The organism is Achromobacter sp. KK8, assembly GCF_054188005.1.
In genome coordinates this window covers 6,247,662-6,262,403 of sequence record NZ_CM135178.1, presented here as the reverse complement: position 1 = coordinate 6,262,403, position 14,742 = coordinate 6,247,662, and the positions used below count along the sequence as shown (strand labels likewise).

11 protein-coding genes are annotated in these 14,742 nt (G+C 68.4%); 3 read left to right on the top strand and 8 right to left on the bottom strand.

Annotated elements, in window-relative coordinates; all coding sequences use genetic code 11:
* Window position 1: 1 nt before the first annotated feature.
* Entirely contained in the window at window positions 2-3,025 is a 3,024-nt protein-coding gene (locus ACVN9Z_RS28780; RefSeq protein WP_458212938.1) for an autotransporter domain-containing protein, read from the bottom strand.
* 394 nt (window positions 3,026-3,419) lie between these two features.
* Here ACVN9Z_RS28780 and ACVN9Z_RS28775 point away from each other — a divergent pair, with 394 nt between their 5' ends.
* A complete protein-coding gene (locus ACVN9Z_RS28775) occupies window positions 3,420-5,009 on the top strand; it encodes a methyl-accepting chemotaxis protein (protein WP_458212937.1) in 1,590 nt (529 codons plus the stop codon).
* Between the two features lie 56 nt (window positions 5,010-5,065).
* On the opposite strand, the gene ACVN9Z_RS28770 is transcribed toward ACVN9Z_RS28775, so the two are convergent.
* The 4 genes from ACVN9Z_RS28770 to ACVN9Z_RS28755 form a co-directional block, all read right to left on the bottom strand.
* Window positions 5,066-5,812, bottom strand: a complete 747-nt coding sequence (locus tag ACVN9Z_RS28770; RefSeq protein ID WP_053497639.1) for a fimbria/pilus periplasmic chaperone — start codon at window positions 5,810-5,812, stop codon at window positions 5,066-5,068.
* Between the two features lie 41 nt (window positions 5,813-5,853).
* On the bottom strand, window positions 5,854-8,343 hold the full coding sequence (locus ACVN9Z_RS28765) for a fimbria/pilus outer membrane usher protein (RefSeq protein WP_458212936.1): 2,490 nt from the start codon (window positions 8,341-8,343) through the stop codon (window positions 5,854-5,856).
* Between the two features lie 164 nt (window positions 8,344-8,507).
* Window positions 8,508-9,062 carry a fimbrial protein gene (locus ACVN9Z_RS28760; RefSeq protein WP_024069896.1) on the bottom strand — a complete coding sequence of 185 codons (555 nt, stop codon included), beginning with the start codon at window positions 9,060-9,062 and terminating at the stop codon, window positions 8,508-8,510.
* Between the two features lie 498 nt (window positions 9,063-9,560).
* Window positions 9,561-10,358, bottom strand: a complete 798-nt coding sequence (locus ACVN9Z_RS28755) for a sulfite exporter TauE/SafE family protein (RefSeq protein WP_006386478.1) — start codon at window positions 10,356-10,358, stop codon at window positions 9,561-9,563.
* 66 nt (window positions 10,359-10,424) lie between these two features.
* On the opposite strand from ACVN9Z_RS28755, the gene ACVN9Z_RS28750 reads away from it, so the two are divergent.
* Window positions 10,425-11,090: a response regulator gene (locus ACVN9Z_RS28750; RefSeq protein WP_049053239.1), complete on the top strand. Its 666-nt coding sequence runs from the start codon at window positions 10,425-10,427 to the stop codon at window positions 11,088-11,090.
* Entirely contained in the window at window positions 11,087-12,370 is a 1,284-nt protein-coding gene (locus tag ACVN9Z_RS28745) for a sensor histidine kinase (RefSeq protein ID WP_054448801.1), read from the top strand. The genes ACVN9Z_RS28750 and ACVN9Z_RS28745 overlap by 4 nt, the downstream gene beginning before the upstream one ends.
* Here ACVN9Z_RS28745 and ACVN9Z_RS28740 read toward each other — a convergent pair.
* From ACVN9Z_RS28740 to ACVN9Z_RS28730, 3 genes are read right to left on the bottom strand one after another with little or no spacing between them, the layout of a single operon-like run.
* Window positions 12,306-12,941 (bottom strand): IbrB-like domain-containing protein, encoded by a 636-nt coding sequence (locus ACVN9Z_RS28740; RefSeq protein WP_054499743.1) that lies wholly within the window; start codon window positions 12,939-12,941, stop codon window positions 12,306-12,308. The genes ACVN9Z_RS28745 and ACVN9Z_RS28740 overlap by 65 nt on opposite strands.
* Window positions 12,826-13,374, bottom strand: a complete 549-nt coding sequence (locus ACVN9Z_RS28735) for an N-acetyltransferase (protein ID WP_076472562.1) — start codon at window positions 13,372-13,374, stop codon at window positions 12,826-12,828. The genes ACVN9Z_RS28740 and ACVN9Z_RS28735 overlap by 116 nt, the downstream gene beginning before the upstream one ends.
* Window positions 13,371-14,594: a phosphoadenosine phosphosulfate reductase gene (locus ACVN9Z_RS28730; RefSeq protein ID WP_054446964.1), complete on the bottom strand. Its 1,224-nt coding sequence runs from the start codon at window positions 14,592-14,594 to the stop codon at window positions 13,371-13,373. Before ACVN9Z_RS28730 ends, ACVN9Z_RS28735 begins: the two co-directional genes overlap by 4 nt.
* Window positions 14,595-14,742 lie beyond the last annotated feature (148 nt).

The following is a 14,742-nucleotide window of genomic DNA, read 5'->3' as shown; positions in this document are numbered from 1 at the left end:
GTCACGGGAAGCGGTACCGCAGCCCCGCCGCGAACACATTGTTGGTCAGCCCTCCGGGGCCGAACTGCGCGTCGTAGCTGGCGTACCACGAGACGTCGTCCGCCAGCTGCGAGCTGGCGCCCAGGCCCAGCCAGCCGGTATGGCGCGGCAGGCCGATGCCCTGGACCTCGAAGCTCGCGTCCGGAGCGCCGGCGAAGGCGGCCGTGAAGTCCAGGCGCGTCGGGTTGCCGTAGCGATACGCGCCATAGGCGCTAAGGGTGGTGCTGCCCCCGGCCCAGTCGAGCGGCGAGGACTGCAATCGCAGGCCCAACTGGCCGGCCCCCTGGTCGTAGGATTTCTTTCGAGCCTGCAGGGCGAAGGCGCTGCCATCTTCGTCGATCGCGCCGCGCGCCAGATGGTCGTAGGACACGCCGACGAAAGGCGTCACGCGGCCGCTGTCGAACGCGAAGGCGTGGCCGATCTCGGCGTAAAGGGCGGTGACGCGGTCGTTGCGGCCGCTGTCGACGCGTTCGGCGCCGCCGGCCAGGATGTCGCGCTTGACGTCCGCATGGCGCCATTCGTGGCCGGCGCGCGCCGACACGTACGGGCCGGTCTCGGCCCCGTAGCGGCCATACAGCGACAGCCCGGTTCCCTGGCTCCTGGACTGGCCGCCATAATGGTCGAAATCGGCCTTGGCGTCGGACCACGTCAGGGAAAGACCGAGAATGCCGTCGTCCGTGACGCGATGGTCAACGCCCAGCTGGCCGCCATACAGGCGCGTATCGGCGCCGGCGAAACCGGACTGCTTCAACTTGCCGGCGCCGCCCATCATCTGCATCCACACGCCGCTGCGCGCGCCCGCGAGCGCCAGCTGGTCGACGCGGTTCGACAGCGCGCGGTTCACGGCCTGTGACTGCTGGAAGCCGAGCGCCTGCGACGAGGCATGGATCTGCCCGCTGACGCTGTCGAGCGCCGCCGCCAGTTGCGCGGCGCTGTCGACGCTCTGCAGCCGCGCCGCGCGCTGGATGAAGGCGTCGCTGACGTTGCTGTCCGCGCCCAGGACCTTGGCGTCGGCCGCCTCGAAGGCGGTCTCGATCGCCTGCGCGGCGCCCAGCCTGCCGGCCTGGCCGCCGTACAAGTCATTCGCCACGGTAGCGACGTTGCTGCGCGCCACGTCCAGGTCGATCTGGTCGGCGGTCGAGTAGTCGGGGCTGACCGTGTACAGCAGGCTCGGTCCGGCGCTGACCGTGCCGAAGCGGCCGACCACCGCGAAGGCCTTGAGAACCGTCTCGCGCGACTTGACCACATAGGCGTCGTCGGGCTTGGTGACCTCCAGCGTGGAGTTGCCCAGCGAGGCCAGGCCATCGACCGTCAGGGTCGTGCCAAGCTGGGTCGTCAACCTGGCCTCGGGGCGAAACGCGAAGTAGCTGCCCTGGATGTGCAGGCCGTTGCCCTTGGCCACCAGCGTGCCGCGGTTGTGCACCGAGCGTCCCGCCACGCCGCCGTCGGCGCTCAGGACGCCATCGGCCTGGATCGAGATGTCCCCGGCCACGCTGCCGTACAGTTCGACCGTGCCGCGGGTGATGGTCGTGGTGCCGGTATAGCGGTTCTGGCCCCACAGGACCAGGGCGCCCGTGCCTGCCTTGGTCAGGCCGGCGTCGCCGCCGATGTCGTTGAAGAACTCCGAGCGCATGCCGTCGAAGTCCGCCACGAAATCCCCGCCCAGCGTCAGGCGCGTGTCGAACAGGGCGGGGCCGCGCACCGCGCGCGCCATGTTCAACCGGCCCCAGCCGAAGCGGGTACGATCGCCCAGGTCGTCGGCGGTCGACAGCAGGGTCTGGCGCAATGCGCTGTTGTCCATCCAGGGATAGGCTTGCGATACCAGCGCCGCCGTGGCGGCGACCACGGGCGCGGCAAACGAGGTGCCCGTCAATTTGTCGTCGTCCGGCGACCGCGCGCTGAGGCACCACTTCGCGGCGATACCGCAGGCGTTGGACCAGGGCGCGAGATCGCCGTCGGCCAGCACCTGCGTGACCGTCAGCCAGCCGCGTTCCAGCGTCGGCACGACACGAGGCGCGGCGGCCAGCAGATAGGGATTGGGTTGCGATTCGTTGCCGTTGGCCCAGACCAGCAGCTGGCCGTTGCTGTTCACGGCTTCGTCGAGCGCAGGGAAGAAGGCCTTGACCGTCGGCGAATCGGGCTTGGTTTCGTCGCCGTCGGGCAGGGCGTACTCGGGGCCGGGAACGAAGGACCAGGAATTGTTGACGATCTTGACCCCGCGCGCGTTCAGGGCTGACAGCACGCCGCGCAGGCTCAGGTTCGAGAAGGTGGCCCGCTGGTTTGCCTGGTACAGGTTGACGCCCGTGGCCACGCCCTTGCCGAAGTCGTCGCCGGCCACGACCTTGCCGCCAATGATGCGGCTGACGATGGCGCCATGGGTGGCGATCTTGCCGTCCTTGTCGACGGGCTCGGCGGCATCGGCGGCGAGGACCTCGCGCAGCGCGCCCGCAACCGAGAGCTTGTGGTGGTCCGTGGCCGGATCGGCGTCGAAGCCGTTGTCGATCACGCCGACGTTGACGCCTGTGCCCTCGAAGGCCGCCGCGTCGGGCGGGGCGGGCATGGGCGAAGTCGGCCGCCAGCCGGGGATGCCGGTGTCGCTGATGGAGACGACAGGGGCTGGCTGGGGCGGATCGGGGGGCGCGACGGGATCGGCCGGTGTGGCGGGATCGGGGGGGGTGACGGGATCGGCCGGTTTGGCGGGGTCGGGGGGCGTGACGGGATCGGCGGGCTTGACGGGGCCGGGAGGCGTGACGGGATCGGCCGGTTTGGCCGGATCAGGCGGCGTGACGGGATCGGCGGACTGGACCGGAGGCGCGACCGTCCCGGCGCCGCCAGGACCGCCACCGCCGCCACTTCCCGTGCCAGGCAGGCTGCCCCCCGTGTCTCCATGGCTTCCCCCGCCGCCTCCGCAAGCCGCCAGGATGGACAGGGTCAGGATGGACAGGGCGAGTCTGGATGCGATCGGCAGGGATCGATGTGTGCGCATGATGCGGCGGTTTCCGTATTTGTGCTGGCCCCGGGCAAGGGGCGCTTGAAAGGGGGGCGTCGCCGTCAAGCCAAGTTTGGTTTTTGCGACACGCCATGTTTGGCGGCGCGCATTAACCCCGCATTAGCCGAGGCCACAAGGGCACCGCGCGAGCGTGTTCTCGGACTGCCGGACATCCACCCCTTCCGCCAGGAACCGCTGGCCTATTAGCGGGATTTATGCCGGGCTTAAGCCATTGCTTGAACCAGCGTCGTGAACAGTGAGCAAAACCCGCTATTCCTGGGGTTTTCCCTCATCCCCTCATCGCCCTACCATGCCCGTCCGGATCAATCAGGCCCCGCGACAACAACAGGCGCCATCGCGCCATCCGGCCGGGGCCGCATAGGAAGCAAGCATGTTTCGGCTATTTACTGGATTGCGCATCCGCGCCCGGCTCTCGGGCGCTTTCTTGATCGTGGCGATGATCGGCGGGGCCATTGGCGCCGTTGGCGTCTGGGGGCTGGCCAGCATCAACGACATGAACACGCGGCTTTACGAAGTCGAGCTGCGCGGCCTGTCCGACATGAAGGAAGCCAACATCCATTTCATCTATGCGGGCCGCGCCCGCAACAGCTACCTGGCCGCCTCCAGCGAACGCGAACGCCAGGCCGTGCGCGCGCAGTTCGACAACGCCGTGCGCAACATGGACAAGCTGCGTGACCGCGCGCAGGCCTACTACCAGACGGACGAGGGGCGCCAGATGCTGGACCGCTTCAAGGAAATGGAAGAGACGTGGAAACGCGACGCCGACGCCTTCTTCACCGCCGCCGCCGCGCTGCCGCCGGTGCAGAAAGACCCGCGCGCGGCCGAGATCGAGCGACACGTGATCGCGTCGTCCGAGCAACTGGACCGCGTCATGAGCAAGCTGGCCCTGCAAAAAGAGGCCTCCACCGCGCAGTCGGTGCGCGAGGGCTCCGATCTGTACGAGCGCATGCGGGACGTCATGATCCTCCTGTCGGTGGCTGGGGTGGTGCTAGGCATCCTGCTGGGCGCCGTGATGACGCGCGGCATTGTGGGGCCGCTGGGCCAGGCCGTGAACGCGGCGCGCCGGGTGGCGGCCGGCGACCTGACCGGCGACATCCAGGTGGCCACGCGCGACGAGACCGGCGACCTGATGGCCGCGCTCAAGGCCATGAACGCCAGCCTGACCGGTATCGTGCGCGAGGTGCGCGGCGGCAGCGAGGGAATCGCCGCGGCGTCGTCGCAGATCGCGCAGGGCAACGCCGACCTGTCCCAGCGCACGGAGGAACAGGCCGCATCGCTCGAGCAAACCGCGGCGTCCATGGAGGAACTCACCGGCACGGTGCGCCAGAACGCCGCCAACGCCGGCCAGGCCGAGCAACTGGTCAGCCAGGCCTCGGCCGTGGCGGCGCGCGGCGGCGAAGTGGTCGATGGCGTGGTGCAGACCATGGGCACGATTTCCGACAGCTCGCGCCGCATCGCGGATATTACCAACGTGATTGATGGCATCGCGTTCCAGACCAACATCCTGGCGCTCAACGCCGCGGTCGAGGCGGCCCGGGCCGGCGAGCAGGGCCGCGGCTTCGCCGTGGTGGCGGGCGAGGTCCGCACCCTGGCGCAGCGCTCGGCGCTGGCCGCCAAGGAAATCAATGCCCTGATCAACGAATCCGTCAGCCGCGTGGAGGATGGATCGCGCCAGGCCGACGAGGCCGGGCGCACCATGCGCGACGTGGTCCAGAGCGTGCGCCGCGCGGCAACGCTGGTGCGCGAAATCGCCAGCGCCTCGGCCGAGCAGTCGACCGGCATCGACCAGGTGAACGTGGCGATCGCGCAGATGGACGGCGTCACGCAGCAGAACGCCGCCCTGGTGGAACAGGCCGCCGCCGCGGCCGCCAGCATGCGCGAGCAGGCCGGCCACCTGGCGCAGCAGGTGCGGCGTTTCAAGGTGGAGGCGGACGCGCCGCCGGTGACGCGCCGGTCGTGATCGGCCTGGGGGGCCGCCGGGCGCGCTGGCCTCTGCCGGCAGGTGTGTCGCCCGCGCTACTGGCGCAGGCGTTCCTGGAAAACGCACTGCCCCGCCGCGCAGCGATAGCGGTTCATGCGCAATCCGCCATAGTCGTCGACATTGCCCAGCACCACCTCGCCGACGTCCGGCGGCAGCGTCGCCTTGACCTCCTGTTCCGAGAACGGCGCCAGCATCGGCGCGTTGTCGAAACCTGGCAGCGGCTGCTTCACATCGCGTCCCAGCCAGATCACCGTGACGTAGTACGGCGTGGGGTTTTTCAGCGTCAGGCTGTTGCCGCGTGCCTGGATCTGCAGTGACCTTTCCGGATTGACTTCGTCGCTCTTGCCGAGCGCCGCCGGGCGCAGCAGCAGCTTCAGCCGGCTTTGCGTGGTCAGCTGCAGGATGTTGGCGTCGGTCTTGGGCGGTTCCGGGGGAATCTCGCGCACGTTGAAATAGAACAGGGTCTCGCGGTCCTGTGGCAGGCGTGCGGTGAAGGCGTCGTTGGCGCGCATGATGCGCACCTGGGCCTTCTTGCCGCCATCGATCCGCTGCAGCGGCGGCAGCGCCACCAGGTCGCTGATTGTCTTGCCGTCGGCGTCCTCGATCCAGGCTTGCGCCAGGTAGGGGGTGTCATGGCTTTCGTTGCTCAGGACGACCGACACCGATTTCTGGTTGCCGCCCATGATGATGCGGGTGCGGTCGACGTTGACCGCGGCCTGGGCGCAAAGCCCCCATGCCAGCGTGGCGCCCAGCAGCAGGCCTCTCAGATGTTTGCGTTTCACGTGTGCTCTTCCCAAAAAGATGTGGCGCCCTGCGGGGTCGTTCAGTGGCAGGGCAAGGACCGCGGCCCCTGGTCGATGGCCGCCGCGGCCGGCAGCGCCAGGCGGCATTCGCGGGCTCCGCCCCAGGTCACGGTCAGCGCCTCGCGGTCATCCGGTTCCACGTTCAGGTACACCAGTCCGCCGTCGGCCACCATGCCGGCGGTCTTGCCGCTGCGGGTCGACAGCACCAGCGCGCCAAGCGGTGGGTGGCCGCCGTCGGCCAGCTCTACGCGGCCCAGCACCTGTTCGCCATGGCGGGCACCGACACGGGTGTAGCCGATGGCGCCCTCGGTCAATACCTGGCTGATCATCGCGTCGGCCACGTCCACGCCGTCGGGCAGGGCATTGACGTCCACCGCCAGGTTGCTTTCGCGATAGCTCGATACGCCGTTCACGACTGCGATGCCGAAGCGGTTGGTGACCCCGTCGCCGTTCTCGATCTGCACGCCGGCGATGCCGTCGGTGTCGATCATCATGCGCGGTTCGTTGCCCGAGGAAGGCGGGCCGAAGGCCGCGCCTTCGGCGGTTGCCGTCAGCGAGCCGTACCAGTTCAGGCCGACGCTGCGGTACTGGCCCGGCTGCAAGGTGAAATCGCCCGCGGCGCGGCCGTAGGGGGTGCGGCTCTGGATATTGCCGCTCACGCTCTGGTGGCGGTCGGGCGCGTCGCGGTCGTCGCTGGCGCTCAGGTTCCAGGTGGTGTCGGGGTTGCTGAAGTCGGTGTAGCCGACGTTCTGCTGCATGCGGCCGCCGCCGCTGTTCTGGTAGCCGTAGCTGAGCTGGCGGCTGTCGCCCAGCGGGATGCTGAGGCTGGCGTAGACCTGGTTCTGCGTCGGTCCGTAGACGCTCTGGGTGCGCGCCAGCGACAGCGACAGGCTGACGTTGCGCAGCGGGCCGAAGCGGGCGTTCTTGTTGAACGACAGCATGTAGTGATTGTTGGCCGCCGCGTCGTTCCAGTAGTTGAGCCGGCTCAGCGACAGGGAGACGCTCAGTTCCAGCGGCTGGATGTACTGGCTGTAGGAAACGGTATAGCTTTGCTTTTCGTCGCGGAAGTCGCCGCCGTGCAGGGCCGAGCGGACGATGAATTCCCGCATCGACAGGAAGTGCCGCCCCGAGAACCGGTAGCCCATGAAGGCCAGCGTGCTGCCCAGGTCGTCGAAGCTCTTGGCGTAGTTGACCCGATAGCTGTAGCCCGTGCGTCGCGGCGCCGACGAATACGGCAGGCGCGCGTCCGAGCGCGTGACGTCGGCCGACAGCGCGCCCAGCGCGCCCATGTTCTGCCCGGCGCCCAGCGCCAGTGCCTGGTAGTTGTCGTCGGTGACGATCAGGCCGCCGTACAGCGAGGTGTTGTTGAACGCGCCCCAGGTGGCCTCGCCCGCCATGAAGCGCGGCTTGGCAACGTGGTTGCCGCTGGGGCCGCCAAACAGCGGGCGTCCCAGGGACACCTGGTAGCGCAGGTTGCCCTTGCGCGTCATGAACGGCACGCTGGCCGTGCTGACCTGCCAGCTGCGCTTGGTGCCATCGCTTTCCCGCAGCGATACGTCCAGGTTGCCGCTGACGTACTGGTTCACCGCCGGCAGCACGAACGGCCCGGGCGATACTCGCGTCTGGTAGAGCAGGCGACCGTTCTGGCTGACCGTCACCTCGGCATTGCTGGTGGCGATGCCGGTGATCTGCGGCGCGTACCCCTGCAGCGACGGCGGCAGCATGCGTTCGTCGCTGGCCAATGTCACGCCGGCGAAGCGGAAGGGGTCGAAGATCGCGGACGCCAGGTAGGTCTGGCCCAGCGTCAGTTTCGAGCGCCATTGCGGCAAGGCGCGGAACAGATAGGTCTGCGGCAGGCTGAAGCGCGCCTGGGATTGGCCGCCGCTGTCGTAGCGGTTGTACTGGTAGTCGCTGCGCAGGCGCCATGCGCCCAGGTTCAGGCCGCCGGTGCCGTACAGCGTGTAGCTCGCCGAGCCCGCGCCCTGCCGCGGCATGTAGCGGTTGGCCAGCACGTTGTAGTCCAGGACCACGCCGTTCACGCCGTTGCTCCAGCGGGCCGGCGGCACCCAGTCGGGGTCCTGGTATTGCAGCCAGGCCTGCGGCACGGTCAAGGTCAGGCTCTGGTGTTCGGCGCTGTAGACGACCCGGCTGTCGGGCGTGTCCAGGTCGATGCAGGGGCCGCCCTCGGCCGTGTTGACCTGGGCCAGCCGCGCGCGGAATTCGTCTTTCAGGCTCAGCATGTCGACCATTCCGGGGGTGACACAGAATACGGTGCCATCGCCGATCACCGGCACGGCCTTGACCAGTGTCTGGCCCTGGATCAGCCGCTGGTCCAGGTAGATGTCGAGCAGGTAGCTGCCGGGCGCGATGTAGCCGTCGCGGCTGAAGGTCGACAGGTCGATGTTGTTCTTGTCTTTGGTATTGAGAAAGCCCGTGCTGAATTCCGTCGCCTGTGCCGTGCACACAAAAGTACTGATCGCCACGAGGAATGCCAAACGGGCCAGGGTCATGATGTCTGTTGCCGAATCACCGGCCTGAAGGGTTGCCGGACTGCTTCGGCGTCGATGCGGCGGCGCTGGGCGGCCGCCTAGGTGAGGTAATGCTCGCGCGCCCGCCGAACCCTGGCGCCGGAGCGGCGGGGTTCGGGCGCGCGTAACGGCAGGGGGGCTGCCGTCTACTTGTAGTCAAGCATGTAGGTCACCTTGGCCGCGACCGAGCCGGCCGTGGCGGCGGTTGCGCCGGTATTGGCGATGCGGGCGAACAGGCTCAGCATGTTGCCGTTGCCCTGGTGCATCTGCGTTCCGGCGCTTCCCGTCGCGAAATTGACTGCCGTCGTGTTGTCGGCGTTCATCATCTGGATGGCGACGCCGGTGGCGTCACCGGTATTCGGGATCATGCCGGTCGTCGACGTCTGGCCGGGGAACGTGACGTTGACCTTCGACAGCTTCAAGGCCTTCGTCGTGGCGTCTTCCTCGAAGTTGCAGCCCGCCAGGTGGATCTCCACCGGCACCGGCGTGCCGAACTTACCGGTGCCGCTCAGGACCTTCTTGGAAATCTGACCCAGGTCGATGGCCAGGTTGGAGTCTGCGGCCGAGATGGAGCACGGCGCCTCGGTGACCGAACCGGTGAAGGTGATAGTGCCTTGGCCCATATCACCGGCGGCAAATGCCGCCACCGGGCCGAGCAGGGCGGCGGTGGCCGCGGTGGCGAGGAGCGTCTTCTTAAACATGGATAGTCCTTATGTGATATCCGTGGGGGATTGCCTGCGCTGAATGCCGCGCAGTGGTTGAAGAAATCGAAGAAACCGGGCGGAAAAATTATGGAGTTGGATGCGGTGCTTTTTTCCACGCATCCATGGCGGGATCTATAGCGTCCGCGGGGAAATGCGGGCCATGGATGTCAGCAATGCGCAACGCGCTGGACCGTGCCGCGATCACGAAAGCGCAAGGCGGCGCGCGCGGCCGTGAAAGCGATGGCGCCGGCTGTTGGCGCAAGGGTTGGGCGGGACGGCGGTGCGGCCGGGTTCGCCGGCGAGGCCGGTGGCGAGCCAATCAGGACCCGCCAGGCATGCGGATGGATATGAGAGGTTTTCGTCATGCAGGCCATCTTGCATGGCGTGCATTATCTGAGCGTTAACACGAATCAGAGACGAAGCCAGTGACTATCGTGCCTGCGATAGGCACGGCGTGGCGCGATAAGGCCTGCGCGAAGTTGGAAGCGAACCCGCTCAGGCGCGCCAGGCCAGCACGCCCGCCACCACCACGCACACCGCGGCGAACACGCGTTGCAGCACGGCCTGCGGCACGCGCGGCGCCAGCGCGCGCCCGCCCGCCATGCCGGCGATGGCCGCGGCCACGAAGGCCCATTGCGCGGCCGACAGCGTCAGGCCATGCAGCAGCGCGGAGCTGACCGTGGCGGCCGACACCAGCGCGATGACCATGAGCGAGGTCGAGACGATGCTGATCATGCGCGCATCGCTGAAGTGCGTCAGCGCCGGCACGATGATGAAGCCGCCGCCCACGCCCAGCATGCCGGTGCACAGCCCGGACACGGCGCCGATGCCGCCCAGCGTGGCGGCGGTCAGGCGATTCCAGACGAAGCGGCCGGTCTCGGGCGACAGGCGGCAGGCCTTGGGCGGCGCGTCGGGGGCGCCCGGTAGTGGCGCGCGGCGTCGCGATTGCTGCACCATGCGCACTGCCACCAGCAGCATCACGCCCGCAAAAGTCAGACTAAGCCACTGTGCCGGCACCTGGCGCGCCAGCGACAATCCCAGGGGGGCGGTCAGCGCGCCCACCGCGGCCATCAGCATGGCGGCCTTGTAGCGCACCAGGCCCCGCATCAAACCCTGCAGGGCGCCGACCGCCGAAGCGATGCCCACCGCGATCAGCGCCACCGGCGCCGCCTGCGTCAGCGTCAGGCCCAGGCCGAACATCAGCGCGGGCACGGCCAGGATGCCGCCGCCCGCGCCCGTCAGGCCAAGGGAGACGCCGATGCATAGTCCCAACAGGGTCGCGGTCATCATCATTAATTACTTTTGGAAATTAACTTATTACTTCTAATAAGTATAACGTGCCGGGACTGGGATACTGCGATGCGCATTTTGTTGGTCGAGGATGACGCTTCCATCGCGTCGGCGATTCAAGCCGGGCTGGGGCTGCAAGGTTTCGTGGTCGATGCGGTCGGGAGCCTGCGGCAGGCCGACCTGGCGGTGGGAACGTCCCACGCCAGCGCCTGTGTGCTGGATCTCTGCCTGCCCGATGGCGACGGCGTGACGCTGCTGGCGAAGTGGCGCGCGCGGCGCCAGGACCTGCCGGTGCTGGTGCTGACCGCCCGGTCGGCAATTGCGCAGCGCGTCGCGGCGTTGCGCGCCGGCGCCGACGACTACGTCCTCAAGCCGTTCGACCTGGATGAACTGGCCGCGCGGTTGCAGGCGCTGATACGGCGCGCGGCCGGCCATAGCGCCGATCGCATCGACCACGGCCGCCTCACGTTGTACCTGTCGCGCGGCGAAGTCCTGCTGGACGGCGCCCGCGTCACGCTGCAGCGGCGCGAACTGGCCTTGCTCAAGACGCTGTTGCAGCATCCCGGGCAGATCCTCACCATGGACCAGTTGCGCGACAGCCTGTATGGCTTTGACGACCGGGTCGAGAGCAACGCCGTCAACGTGCATATCCACAAGCTGCGCCGCAAGCTCGGCGCCGGGCTGATCGAGACCGTGCGCGGCTGGGGCTATCGGCTGGGGATGCCGCCGCCATGAGCCTGCGCGTTCGCCTGATGCTGATCCTGGGCGCCGTCTGGCTGGTGGTCGGCGGCGCGGTGACGCTGTGGATGTTCGAACTTGCCAGCGCCGAGCTGGACGCGGCGCTGGACTCGCGGCTGGCGGCGTCGGCGGCCATGGTGGCGCGGCTGGTGACGCAGCCGTCGCGTCCGGCCACGGCGGATGGCGGCGACATGCTGGCGATCGTCGGCCCGCCGGCGGGCGACGCCCGCTGCGCGGCCGCGCCGGATGACGACGCGGCGCAGGCGTGCGCGCCGGACGGACAGGCGCTTGCCGCCGCGCCGCTCGGCTACGGTTCGCTCATGCGGGCCGGCGCCGACTGGCGCACTTATGCCTTCGAGACCGACGACCTGCGCGTGGTCACCGCCGGTCGCGGCGACATCCGTGCCGCGCTGCATCGGCAGATCGCCTGGACGGCGCTGCTGCCCAGCGTGGCCGGGCTGCTGCTGGCCATGGCGCTGCTCTGGTTCGGGGTCGACCGCCCGTCATTTCCCCAGACGCTGGCGCGGCTGTCGCGGCGCATGGAGGAAATGCTGCGGCGCGAGCGGCATTTCTCGGATCATGCGGCGCACGAAATGCGCGCCCCGGTCACCGCCATCAAGGCGCATCTGCAGGTGCTGCAACGGTTGCCGCAGGCGCCCCATGATGCCGCCAGCCGCCAGGCCATTGCGCATGCGCTGCAGGGCACCGAGCGCCTGGAGCGCCTGATCGAACAGCTATTGGCGCTGGCGCGCGCCGATGGCGACGAGGCGGCCGGCGTTCCGGCCTGCGACGCGCTGGCGGTGCTGGCGCGGGTGGCCGGCCGCAAGCCCGCGCGGGTGCGCTGGCGCATGCCCGCCGGCCAGCCCTGGGTGGCGCTGCCCGATACCCTGCTGGATTGCGCCGTGCGCAACCTGGTGGACAACGCGCTCAAGTATTCGCCCGACGACAAACCGGTGGAGGTCGACGCCGGCATCGTCTCGGATTGGCTGGTGGTGACGGTGCGCGACCACGGTCCCGGCCTGACGCCGGCGCAGTGCGCGCAGGCGGCCGCGCCGTTCTGGCGCGGTCATCGCCAGGTCGAGGGCGCCGGCCTGGGGCTGTCGATCGTGGCGACCATCGCGGCGCGCCACGGCGGCATGCTGGAATTGACGCCGGCCGTCGGTGGCGGCTTGTGCGGCCGCCTCAGCCTGCCCCTGGTCAATCCCGTCCATGCTATTCCCATGACCTGGAATAGTGATGATCAAGGAACATCTCAGGCAGGCCGGACACCTGCTTGAAGCGCAGGATCTCGTCGGGGTCCATGCCGAGCTGGCGGGCGATGTCGGCATCGTTCCAGCCCGCCCTGACCAGCCGCACGACGATGTCGGTCATGGGCATGACGCCATGCACGCCGCGGGCGCGGTTGTGGCGGATGGTCGCGGCGATGCGGTCGGCCGTGGCATCGCGCCCGGGCCGGATGGCGACGACGGGCAGGTAGCCATGCAGCCGCTGCCGGATGGGCCCCTTCTTCTTGCCGACCCGCTGGCGGTGGAAACCGTCGACCACCACGTAGCCATCCTGCCCGTCCGGATGCGCCACGATGGGCTGGGTGTAGCCGTCGGCGTCGATCGACAACTCCAGCAAGCGCATCTCCGGTGGCGCAACGGTGTTGGGGTTGTAGTCGTTGGCCTGGACCCGTTCGCCGGGCACCCACAGCACGCAATCGACCGGCTCGGCGGCAAAGGGGCTGTGCTCATGCAGGCATTGGCGGATCTGGTTGATGGCTTCGATCCGCTCGCGCAGCGGCAGGCTCCGCAGTTCGTTGAACAGGAGCCGGGCCCGGCTCGTCAGGTCCGCTGCGTGTGGCATGCGTGTTCCTTTTCAAGGTGGCCCAGTTGCCACGGGTGAGATGGACCTGGAAGCCGTAAGGCTGCAGGCGCGCTGCGCAGTCCCATGGCACGCGCAACACGCATGGCTGGTTCAGCGCGTCGATGTACTCCAGCACCCGCTGCCGCAGCGCCCGGAACAGGCCGAGCTGGCGCGCCTCGGGGCGCACGTAGCCGTCGCGGATGCGGACCTCGCCGCTCAGGAGTTCGATGCTGATGAAACCCAGCACGCGCTTGCTGGCGTGTCTTCGGACGATGAACCAGAGATAGCGCGGGCCGTCGCTGAGGGGGTAGCCGCCGCAGTCGCGCCTGACGTTGGCGCTGGCGAAGAAGCGGCCCATCAGGGCGAAGAAGGCCGGCTCGTCGTCGTACGAGCGCAGTTGTTCGAATGCGTAGTGCTTCAGGGGATGGGTCATGGGACGGCGCGGGGCTTGGCGGGAAGCAGGGTGTCGATATCGCGCCGGGCGGGGCCGAACGACAGGGAGCGCGCCATGTCCTGCTTGAGCAGCGACAGGCCGATGCGCCGCCATGACGGTTGCGCCTTGCGGTTCTCGAGATCGGGAACGCCCGCGTCCGGCCACATCGAAAGGGGATGGCCGCGTTGCTCCCACCACTGAATGAAGACATCGATGCGCCGCGCGTAGACCTGGCGCAACGCGGCCGGCATGCTGTCGAGCAGGAACTGGCAGTATTGGCGCCAGGTGCTGAAGGTGGGGGGCAGGCCCAGGCCGCCGCGGTAGCCGAGAAAGCGCTGGCGGCAGTAGCGGGCCGCGTAGTTGGCGCCTTCGACGCGCTTGACCGTGCGGAACCAGGTGTCGGGTTCGAGCTTGTGGAACAGGTCCAGGCCCTTGCGTTGATCGTCGCCGTAGGGTTGGCAGATGCGCATCTGTGAAAACGCCACGCCCGCCCGCAGCATCTGGTCGTAAAGGCGGTTGTAGGCGTGGCCGTGCTCGCCGGTGTAGCGCCACAGGTCTTCGAATTTCCAGTCGTAGATCGGAAAGAAGGTGACGCCGCCGTCGCCGGATTTGTCGCTGGTGCTCCAGGGCAGCGGTTTGTGCGCGCCGGGGGGCGTCCAGGCGCATTTCTTGGTGCGGCGCTTGACCGCGAGGTAGCGGTTGAGCGATTCGTCGGAACGGATGCCGACCAGGAACGCGGTGGACGCGTCGCGCGCCAGCCAACGGTTGAATTCGGGCACGAATTCCTCGAACTCCATGCGGTGGCGATAGAACGGGAATCGGGCGGGGTCGCTGATGACCGAGGGATGGCTCGGCAGGGGGCGGATCCAGTCGGCCTCGCGGCCCGGTTCCCAGGCGCACCAGTAGGGTTCGCGCAGGCTGGACGCGTTGCGCAGGTTGATCGGCAGGCAGACCCACCACGGCTGGACGTCGGGCCGGTCGAACATTTCGGTGACGTGCGCGATGGTGGCCTGGTATTGCCCTTCGAGGTCGATGAACACGGCATGCACCGGGCCGCGCTTCATTTCGCGGGCGACCTCCAGCGCCAGATGCAGCGTGACGGAACTGTCCTTGCCGCCGGAGAAGGCCACGCACACGCGTTCGAAGTGCTGGAACACCAGCCGCAGGCGCGCCTTGGCGGCATCGTGGACGTTGAGATCGCGGTAGTGCTTCACCGCCATTGTGCTGTTACCTATTCGCTTCATCCCGAGAGTCGGCGCGCGGCCGGAACCGCGGCGCGACGATGTGGCCGGCCAGGGAAAATTTATGCGAATCGGCCGCCGTAAGCCTTTGAGAATAGCGTGAAGGGCAGGCGCGGACAGGGTCAAT

Bases quoted from the DNA above. Each gene is read 5' to 3' on its own strand.
- ACVN9Z_RS28745 (WP_054448801.1), top strand. From the start codon at position 11,087: ATGAGCCTGCGCGTTCGCCTGATGCTGATCCTGGGCGCCGTCTGGCTG.
- ACVN9Z_RS28750 (WP_049053239.1), top strand. From the start codon at position 10,425: ATGCGCATTTTGTTGGTCGAGGATGACGCTTCCATCGCGTCGGCGATT.
- ACVN9Z_RS28780 (WP_458212938.1), bottom strand. From the start codon at position 3,025: ATGCGCACACATCGATCCCTGCCGATCGCATCCAGACTCGCCCTGTCC.
- ACVN9Z_RS28735 (WP_076472562.1), bottom strand. From the start codon at position 13,374: ATGACCCATCCCCTGAAGCACTACGCATTCGAACAACTGCGCTCGTAC.
- ACVN9Z_RS28740 (WP_054499743.1), bottom strand. From the start codon at position 12,941: ATGCCACACGCAGCGGACCTGACGAGCCGGGCCCGGCTCCTGTTCAAC.
- ACVN9Z_RS28755 (WP_006386478.1), bottom strand. From the start codon at position 10,358: ATGATGATGACCGCGACCCTGTTGGGACTATGCATCGGCGTCTCCCTT.
- ACVN9Z_RS28775 (WP_458212937.1), top strand. From the start codon at position 3,420: ATGTTTCGGCTATTTACTGGATTGCGCATCCGCGCCCGGCTCTCGGGC.
- ACVN9Z_RS28765 (WP_458212936.1), bottom strand. From the start codon at position 8,343: ATGACCCTGGCCCGTTTGGCATTCCTCGTGGCGATCAGTACTTTTGTG.
- ACVN9Z_RS28760 (WP_024069896.1), bottom strand. From the start codon at position 9,062: ATGTTTAAGAAGACGCTCCTCGCCACCGCGGCCACCGCCGCCCTGCTC.
- ACVN9Z_RS28730 (WP_054446964.1), bottom strand. From the start codon at position 14,594: ATGGCGGTGAAGCACTACCGCGATCTCAACGTCCACGATGCCGCCAAG.